7 protein-coding genes are annotated in these 8,569 nt (G+C 75.7%); all 7 read left to right on the plus strand.

Features of this window, described 5'->3' with window-relative positions:
- Positions 1 to 3 precede the first annotated feature (3 nt).
- Positions 4 to 1,014, plus strand: coding sequence for a Zn-ribbon domain-containing OB-fold protein (locus ACFYR0_RS06765; RefSeq protein WP_389322609.1), 1,011 nt, complete (start codon positions 4 to 6; stop codon positions 1,012 to 1,014).
- Complete coding sequence (locus ACFYR0_RS06770; protein ID WP_389322611.1) at positions 1,011 to 2,060, plus strand: thiolase domain-containing protein; 1,050 nt, start codon at positions 1,011 to 1,013, stop codon at positions 2,058 to 2,060. Before ACFYR0_RS06765 ends, ACFYR0_RS06770 begins: the two co-directional genes overlap by 4 nt.
- Entirely contained in the window at positions 2,057 to 3,223 is a 1,167-nt protein-coding gene (locus ACFYR0_RS06775; protein WP_389322613.1) for a thiolase domain-containing protein, read from the plus strand. The genes ACFYR0_RS06770 and ACFYR0_RS06775 overlap by 4 nt, the downstream gene beginning before the upstream one ends.
- 84 nt (positions 3,224 to 3,307) lie before the next feature.
- A complete protein-coding gene (locus ACFYR0_RS06780; RefSeq protein WP_386379984.1) occupies positions 3,308 to 3,550 on the plus strand; it encodes a DUF397 domain-containing protein in 243 nt (80 codons plus the stop codon).
- Positions 3,551 to 3,773: 223 nt separating this feature from the next.
- Positions 3,774 to 4,676 carry a universal stress protein gene (locus ACFYR0_RS06785; RefSeq protein WP_389322615.1) on the plus strand — a complete coding sequence of 301 codons (903 nt, stop codon included), beginning with the start codon at positions 3,774 to 3,776 and terminating at the stop codon, positions 4,674 to 4,676.
- Between the two features lie 29 nt (positions 4,677 to 4,705).
- On the plus strand, positions 4,706 to 5,299 hold the full coding sequence (locus ACFYR0_RS06790) for a CGNR zinc finger domain-containing protein (RefSeq protein WP_389322617.1): 594 nt from the start codon (positions 4,706 to 4,708) through the stop codon (positions 5,297 to 5,299).
- Positions 5,300 to 5,434: 135 nt separating this feature from the next.
- Positions 5,435 to 8,338 carry an ATP-binding protein gene (locus ACFYR0_RS06795; RefSeq protein WP_389322619.1) on the plus strand — a complete coding sequence of 968 codons (2,904 nt, stop codon included), beginning with the start codon at positions 5,435 to 5,437 and terminating at the stop codon, positions 8,336 to 8,338.
- The last annotated feature ends 231 nt before the right edge of the window (positions 8,339 to 8,569 follow it).

Genomic DNA, 8,569 nt, shown 5'->3' on the forward strand with positions numbered 1-8,569 from the left:
GAAGTGCCCGAAGTGCTCAAAGCCCCGCTGGTCGTCGAGTTCCCCTTCACCCGCTCCCTCGGCCCCGTGCAGAGCGCCTTCCTCACCGGGCTGCGCGAACGCGTCGTCCTGGGCGTGCGCACCGGCGACGGCCGGGTGCTCGTCCCGCCCGTCGAGTACGACCCGGCCACCGCCGAGGAGCTCGGCGACCTGGTCGAGGTCGCCCCCACCGGCACCGTCACCACCTGGGCCTGGAACCCCGCCCCGCGCCGCGGCCAGCCGCTGGCCACGCCCTTCGCCTGGGTCCTGGTCCGCCTCGACGGCGCCGACACCGCCCTGCTGCACGTCCTGGAGGCCCCCGGCCCCGACGCCGTCCGCACCGGCATGCGCGTAAGGGTCCGCTGGTCCGGGCGGCGTACGGGCGCGATCACCGACATCGCCTGCTTCGAGGAGGTGGACGGCGACCCCGGAACGGACGGCGAGGCGGACGGCCGCACCGCAACGGACGGCCAGGCGGACCGCCGCACCGGCGAGCGGGCCGGACCGGGCCGCGGCGCGGGGGAGTTCACCGACCCCGTCACCGGCATCGTCGCCCCCGCCCGGCTCGACTACACCTACACGCCCGGCCGCGCCCAGACCGCCTATCTGCGCGCCCTCGCCGAGCGGCGCACCGTCGGCGAACGCTGTCCCTCCTGCCGCAAGGTCTACGTCCCGCCCCGCGGCGCCTGCCCCACCTGCGGCACCGCGACGACCGAACAGGTCGAGTGCGGCCCGCGCGGCACGGTCACCACCTTCTGCATCGTCAACATCAAGGCGAGGAACCTGGACATCGAAGTGCCCTACGTCTACGCCCACATCGCCCTCGACGGCGCCGACCTCGCCCTGCACGCCCGGATCGGCGGCATCCCCTACGACCAGGTGCGGATGGGCCTGCGCGTGGAGCCGGTGTGGACCGGGGACGGCCGCTACCCCGACCACTACCGGCCGTCCGGCGAACCCGACGCGGACTACGAGGCGTACAAGGAGCTGCTGTGACAGGGGAGATCGCGGTCGTAGCCTTCGCCCAGAGCGACCACCGCCGCACCACCGAGGACCTCTCCGAGGTCGAGCTGCTGATGCCGGTGCTGCACGAGGTGCTGGACCGCACCGGCCTGAGGGCCGCCGACATCGGCTTCACCTGCTCCGGCTCCTGCGACTACCTCGCCGGCCGGGCCTTCTCCTTCACCCTCGCCCTGGACGGCGTCGGCGCCTGGCCGCCGATCTCCGAGTCGCACGTCGAGACGGACGGCGCCTGGGCGCTGTACGAGGCGTGGACCGAGCTGCTGACCGGTGACGCCGACACCGCGCTGGTGTACTCCTACGGCAAGTCCTCGCCCGGCTCGCTGCGGGACGTGCTGACCCGCCAGCTCGACCCGTACTACCTCGCCCCGCTGTGGCCCGACTCCGTCGCGCTCGCCGCCCTCCAGGCCCGGGCGCTGATCGACGCGGGCGACACCGACGAACGCGAGCTCGCCGCCATCGGCGCCCGCAGCAGACGCGCCGCCACCCTCAACCCCCACGCCCAGCTGCGGGGGCAGGTGCCCCAGGGCGACTACGTGGTGCGGCCGCTGCGGACCGGGGACTGCCCGCCGGTCGGCGACGGCGCCGCCGCGGTGATCCTCGCCGCGGGGGAGCGGGCCCGTGAGCTGTGCGACCGGCCGGCCTGGATCAGGGGCGTCGACCACCGCGTCGAGGCCCACGCGCTCGGCGTACGCGACCTCACCGACTCGCCCTCCGCCAGACTCGCGGCCGAACGGGCCGGAGCCTTCGAACGGCCCGTCGACACCGCCGAGTTGCACGCCCCGTTCAGCGCGCAGGAGGTCGTCCTGCGCAGGGCGCTGCGGCTCGACGACAGCGTCCGGGTGAACCTCTCCGGCGGAGCCCTGGCCGCCAACCCCATGATGGCCGCCGGGCTGATCCGCGTCGGCGAGGCCGCCGCCCGTATCCACCGGGGCGAGTCCGACCGGGCCCTCGCGCACGCCACCTCCGGCCCCTGCCTCCAGCAGAACCTGGTCGCCGTACTCGAAGGGGACCCGCGATGAGCAAGGAGCCCGTGGCCGTCGTCGGTGTCGGCCAGACCAAGCACGTCGCCGCACGCCGGGACGTCTCGATCGCCGGACTGGTCCGCGAGGCCGCCCGACGGGCCCTGGACGACGCCGAACTGGACTGGGCGGACGTCGACGCCGTCGTCATCGGCAAGGCGCCCGACTTCTTCGAGGGCGTGATGATGCCCGAGCTGTACCTCGCCGACGCGCTCGGCGCGGTCGGCAAGCCGCTGCTGCGGGTGCACACCGCCGGATCGGTCGGCGGCTCGACGGCGCTCGTCGCCGCGAACCTGATCGCCGCCCGCGTCCACGGCACCGTCCTCACCCTCGCCTACGAGAAGCAGTCCGAGTCCAACGCCATGTGGGGCCTGTCCCTGCCGGTCCCCTTCCAGCAGCCGCTGCTGGCCGGGGCGGGCGGCTTCTTCGCCCCGCACGTGCGCGCCTACATACGGCGCAGCGGGGCCCCCGACACGATCGGCTCGCTGGTGGCGTACAAGGACCGCCGCAACGCGCTCAGGAACCCCTACGCGCACCTGCACGAGCACGGCATCACCCTGGAGAAGGTCCAGGCCTCGCCGATGCTCTGGGACCCGATCCGCTACTCCGAGACCTGCCCCTCCTCCGACGGGGCCTGCGCGATGGTGCTCACCGGCCGGGCGGGCGCGGCCCGCGCGCCGCGGCCGCCCGCCTGGATGCTGGGCGGCGCGATGCGCAGCGAGCCGACGCTGTTCGCGGGCAAGGACTTCGTCTCCCCGCGGGCCGGCCGGGACTGCGCCGCCGACGTCTACCGGCAGGCCGGCGTCACCGACCCGCGCCGCGAGATCGACGCGGCCGAGATCTACGTGCCGTTCTCCTGGTACGAGCCGATGTGGCTGGAGAACCTCGGCTTCGCCGCCGAGGGCGAGGGCTGGAAACTCACCGAGTCGGGCGTGACCGAACCGGACGGGGAACTGCCCGTCAACATGTCCGGCGGGGTGCTGTCCACCAACCCCATCGGCGCCTCCGGCATGATCCGCTTCGCGGAGGCCGCGCTCCAGGTGCGCGGACAGGCGGGGCGGCACCAGCTGGAGCGGGCCCGCCGGGTGCTCGGCCACGCCTACGGCGGCGGCTCGCAGTTCTTCTCCATGTGGCTGGTGGGCGCGCGGCCCCCGGAGTCCTGAAAGGTCGTCCACACGCGGCCTGTCGGGGGCGGGGGACGATCGCTAGGCTGGCCGCGGACGACGCGAATCGGGAGGAGCACGGACGTGGCCGAGAGCACCATCCAGCAGCAGCCGCTCAGGGGCTGGGGCAAGCCGGAGCTGGACCTCAGCAACGCCGAGTGGCAGTCCAGCAGCCGGGGACGGGGGGATGTCCAGATCGCCTTCGTCGAGGGCTTCGTCGCCATGCGCAACAGCGACCGCCCGGAGAGCCCTTCCCTGATCTTCACCCCCGCCGAGTGGGGCGCGTTCGTGTCGGGCGCGCGCGAGGGCGAGTTCGACCTCACCTGAGCCGGACCGGCGCCGGGAGCCGAGCCGCACCCGGTGCCTCCCGGCAGGGGAGCCGGTGTTCCGATCCGGCGGTGTTCCCGCCGATTTCCCGGACACGCGACCGTACGCCCGCCCCCGGAGCCGCCGCCTGCGCCAGGCTGGCCCCAGGGCCTGTCCGACACATGCCCGGCTGCCGGGCGGACGGCCCCGGCCAGCGGAAGGTCGCACTCCAGAGGTGAGGAACATGAGCACCCTGCCGGTCCTCGCGGCGGTCGACGGTTCGGACGGCAGCCTGCGCGCCCTGGACTGGGCCGTCGACACCGCACGGCGCCACCAGGCGCCGCTCACCGTGGTCCACGTCCGGCACGACCTGGCCTGGACGCAGCCCGGCGCCCCCGTCGTGCTGCCCCCGCCGGCCGAGGACGACCCGGTGCTCGTCGACGCGCGCGCCCGGCTGGCGGAGCTCGCCGACCCGCCGGACGCGCAGTACGTCGCTCTCGACGGAGCCCCCGCGGTGTTCCTGCCCGAGCTGGGCGCCGAGGCCGGCCTGCTGGTCCTCGGCTCACGCGGCCGCGGCGGCTTCGTCGGCCTGCTGCTGGGCTCCAACAGCATCGCCTCCGCCCAGAACGCCGACTGCCCGGTGGTCGTCGTGCCCCCGCCCGGACGCCAGGCCGCGGACCCTCTGCCCCAGGAGCCTGGACCACGCGTGGTCGTCGGCCTGAAGGCCGACAGTCCCGACGACGCCGCGCTCGACCTGGCCTTCACCGAGGCCGCCCTGCGCGGCGCCCGGCTCCAGGCCGTCGCCGCCTACGCCTGGCCCGTCCAGGACTGGTCGATGCCCGGCGAGCTCGTGCCCGTCATCGTCCGCCAGGGCGACCTGGAGGGCGAGACCCGGGCCCTCGCCGAGGGCTTCCTCGCACCGCACCGGGCCCGGCACCCCGACGTCCGCGCCGACGTGGTCCCGGTCCCCGGCGACGCGGCCGGTGCCCTCGTCGCCTCCTCGCCGGGCGCCGAGCTGACCGTCGTCGGCCGGCACCGCCGCCGGCTGCTCGCCCCCGCCCGCATGCTCGGCTCCGTCACCCACGCCGTCCTGCTGCACGCGGCGAGCCCCGTCGCGGTGGTGCCACCGGCCCCGGCCGGCCCCTGACCCGGCGGGCCGCGCCTATCATCTGCCCCATGCCCGCCCAGGACGCCCGCGTCACCCTCGACCTCGCCCTCACCATCCGGCACGACGGGCACGGCGGCGTGGCCGACGACCTGACCGACCCCGCCGGGCTGACCACCTGGGTCCGCGCCCACCCCGGCCTGCTGCCCGGCGCGGCCGCCTACAGCGCGGACGAGCCCGCCCTGACCGCCGTACGCGACCTGCGTGCCGCCGTCCGGGCGCTGTTCGCCCGCAGCGTGCCCGGCGCGCCCAGCCCCGCCGACGCCGCCCGGCTGCTGCCCGTCGAGCAGGCCGTGGCCCGCCTCAACGCCGCCGCGGCCCGCACCCCCACCGTGCCCGTGCTGCACTGGGCCGAGGACACCGCGCCGGGCCTGCGGCACCTGCCCGCCCACGGCGAGGACGACCTGACGGCCGTGCTCGCCCGGGCGGCCGCCGCGTTCCTGGCCGGCCCCGACCGCGGGCGCCTGCGCGCCTGCCACGCCCCGCGCTGCGTGCGCTACTTCCTCAAGGAGCACCCCCGCCAGGAGTGGTGCAAGCCCTCGTGCGGCAACCGCGCCCGCGTGGCCCGCCATCACGAGCGCCGGCAGAGACCTTCCGGTCGGTGACTCCGGCGAAGACCGTCCGGTCAGTAACGTCCAGACCGCAGCGAACGGCCACCCGGAAGCGTACGCTGAGCTGCCTGACAGTCACGGTACGCGCCCGTATCCCGCACGGGCGTGAGCCCGTGACAGGGGGTAGGCATGGGGCAGCACACACCGCGGAACGCCCGTACGCTCTTCGAGCGCGAGGACGAACTCGGCGCCGTGGACGAGGCGTTGAGCGAGCTCGTCGGCCTGCGCCCGGACGGCGCCGAGCCGCTCGAACGCCCCCGCGGGGCCCTGCTCGCCTTCGCCGGACGCGCCGGCATCGGCAAGACGACCCTGCTCGCCGAGGTCCGCCGCCGCGCCGCCGCCCGCGGCTGCACGGTCCTCAGCGCCCGCGGCGGCGACCAGGAGCAGCGCGTCGCCTTCCACGTCGCCCGCCAGCTGCTGCAACCCCAGCTCGCGGGCACCGCCGAGCCCGAACTGCGCTCCTCGCTGGGCAGTTGGTACGACATCGTCGGCCCCGCCCTCGGCCTGTGCGCGCCCGTGGGCGGCGCCCCGCCCGATGCCCAGGGCCTGCGCGACGGCCTCGACTGGGTCCTCACCCACCTCGCCGTGCGCCGCGCCCCCATGGTCCTCGTGCTCGACGACGCCCACTGGACCGACCCCGAATCACTGCGCTGGCTCGCCGCGTTCGCCCCGCGCGCCGAGCAGCTGCCGCTGCTGATCGCCGTCGCGTACCGGCCCGACGAACTCCCCGAGCACGCCGAGTCGTTCCGCAGCCTGCCCGGCCGGGCCGGGTCCCGCCCCCTCGACCTCGAGCCGCTCAGCGCCCGCGCCGTCGCCGGCGTCGTCCGCGAGACCCTCGGCCCCCACGCCGACGACGCCTTCTGCCGCGAGTGCTGGGCCGTCACCGCGGGCAACCCCTTCGAGACCGTCGAGCTCGCCGCCAAGGTCCACGACCGCGGACTGAACCCCACCGAGTCCGGTGCCCACCTACTGCGCGACCTCGCCGCCGCCGTCAAGGGCAGCGGCCTCACCGACCGGCTCGACCGCCTCGGCGCCGCCACCGTCCGCTTCGCCTGGGCCTGCGCCGTCCTCGGCACCGAGATCCGCCCCTCCCTCGCCGCCGCCGTCGCCGGACTCGGCCACGAGGGAGCCGCCGACGCCGCCGACGCGCTGCGCAGCGCCCGCATCCTCACCGGCCCCGTCAACGACGCCGGCACCCTCGAGTTCGTCCACCCCCTCATCGCCACCGCCGTCTACCGGGCCATCCCCGCCGCGATCCGCGTCGCCCTGCACGGCCAGGCCGCCTGGTGCGTCGTCGAGGGCGGCCGGGGCGCCGACGCCGCGGCCCGCCACCTGCTGGAGACCCATCCCGAGGGCGACCCCTGGGTCGTACGGCAACTGCGCACCGCCGCCGCCGAGACCCTGCGCGCCGGCGCCCCCGACGCCGCCTGCCGCTACCTCGCCCGCGCCCTGCGCGAACCGCCCGCCGACAAGGACCGCGCCGCCGTCCTGTACGAACTGGGCTGCGCCTCCCTGCTCACCGAGCCCGCCACCACCGTCAACCATCTGCGCGCCGCCCTCGAAGAGCCCATCTCGGAACCCGAGTTGCGCCACAACGTCGTGTACCGCCTCTCCCAGGTCCTCGCCCACAGCGACCGCCTCGCCGAGGCCTCCGACACCCTCGCCCGGGAGATCCGCGTCACCGACGACGCCCGCGTCCGGCTGCGCATGACCGCCGAGCAGTTCATGTGGGACGCCTTCAACGCCGACGAACCCGACCACCCCGCCCGCTCCCGCCGGATGGCCCGGCTCGCCGACCGCCTCCAGGGCCGGGACCTCACCGAGCGCTACATCATCGGGCTGCGCACCTGGGACGCCGTCCTGCGCGGCGAGCCCGCCCACGTCGCCCTCGAACACGCCGAACGGGCCCTCGCGGGCGGCCTCGGCTGGGCCGAACCCGACCGCGGCTTCGAGGTGCCCGTCCTGGTCGCCCTCGCCTTCATGTACGCCGACCGGCCCGGCCGCACCGAGGAACTCTTCGCCGCCGGCACGGCCGACTTCGAACGCCAGGGCTGGCGCGGCGCCCACCTGTCCTTCGCGTACACCCTGCTCGGCTACGTCCGCTACCGCCGCGGCCGGCTCGCCGAGGCCGAGGACTTCGTACGGGCCGGACTGCGCCTCGCCGAACGCGTCGGCCCGGACACCCCCGCGCACTGGTACGCCGTCGGCATCCTCGTGGAGATCCTGCTCGCCCGCGGCCGGGTCGCCGAGGCCGCCAGCGCCGCCGACGCCTACCACTTCTCGGCGCCCTTCCCCGCCGCCGTCGTCTTCCCCGACTCCCAGACCGTGTACGGCGAACTGCTGCTCGCCTGCGGCCGTATCGACGAGGCAGCCGCCGAACTCACCGCCGCCGGAAGCCGGTTGGAACCCCGCGGCATCCGCAACCCCGCCTGGTGCCCCTGGCAGCTCCACCTCGCCCGCGCCGAGCGGCACTACGACCCCGAGCGCGCCGTCGTCACCGCCGAGGAGGCCCTCGCGCGCGCCCGCCAGTTCGGCACCCCGTCCGCGGTCGGCCAGGCCCTGCGCACCCTCGCCGAGGTCTCCACGGGGGCCGCCCGGATCAAGCACCTCGAAGAGGCCGTGGACCATCTCATCCGCTCCCCGGCCGCGTACGAACTGGCCTGCGCGCTGGTCTCCCTGGGCACGGAGCTGCGTCTGGCCGGCCGTGACCGCGAGGCCGCCGAGCAGCTCTACCGGGGGCTGGAGGCCGCCGTCCAGTGCGGCGCCGACGGCCTTGCGGTCACCGCCCGTGAGGAGATCTGCGCGGCCGGACTGCGCCCGCGGCGGCTGCACGGCACGGAGACCGACACGCTCACCGCACGCGAGCGTCGTGCCGCGGCTCTCTCCGTCCGGGGCCGTACCTCCGCGGAGATCGCCCGCGACCTGCGCACGGACGAGCCGTCGGTCGTGCGTCTCCTCTCCGCCGTCTACCGAAAGATCGGCACAGACCCCACAGGCCTCCCCACAGCCCTGACCACCCGCCCAGCCCAGTAACCCCACGCCCCTCGAGCAGTTCCCCGCGCCCCTGGAAAGGCCGGTGCCGTCGACCGACTGCGGGCCGTCGCCGCCCGCCCGCGCAGTTCCCCGCGCCCCTTTGGGCGACGGTGGCAGCCGTGCGGTGCTTGAGTCCCGACTGCGGGCCGTCGCCGCCCGCCCGCGCAGTTCCCCGCGCCCCTTTGGGCGACGGTGGCAGCCGTGCGGTGCTTGAGTCCCGACTGCGGGCCG

Source organism: Streptomyces sp. NPDC005017 (genome assembly GCF_042873115.1).
Classification (GTDB): Bacteria; Actinomycetota; Actinomycetes; order Streptomycetales; family Streptomycetaceae; genus Streptomyces.

What these genes read in the sequence shown, in the direction of transcription:
- ACFYR0_RS06775 (WP_389322613.1), top strand. Translation starts at nt 2,057, where the DNA reads ATGAGCAAGGAGCCCGTGGCCGTCGTCGGTGTCGGCCAGACCAAGCAC.
- ACFYR0_RS06785 (WP_389322615.1), top strand. Translation starts at nt 3,774, where the DNA reads ATGAGCACCCTGCCGGTCCTCGCGGCGGTCGACGGTTCGGACGGCAGC.
- ACFYR0_RS06790 (WP_389322617.1), top strand. Translation starts at nt 4,706, where the DNA reads ATGCCCGCCCAGGACGCCCGCGTCACCCTCGACCTCGCCCTCACCATC.
- ACFYR0_RS06795 (WP_389322619.1), top strand. Translation starts at nt 5,435, where the DNA reads ATGGGGCAGCACACACCGCGGAACGCCCGTACGCTCTTCGAGCGCGAG.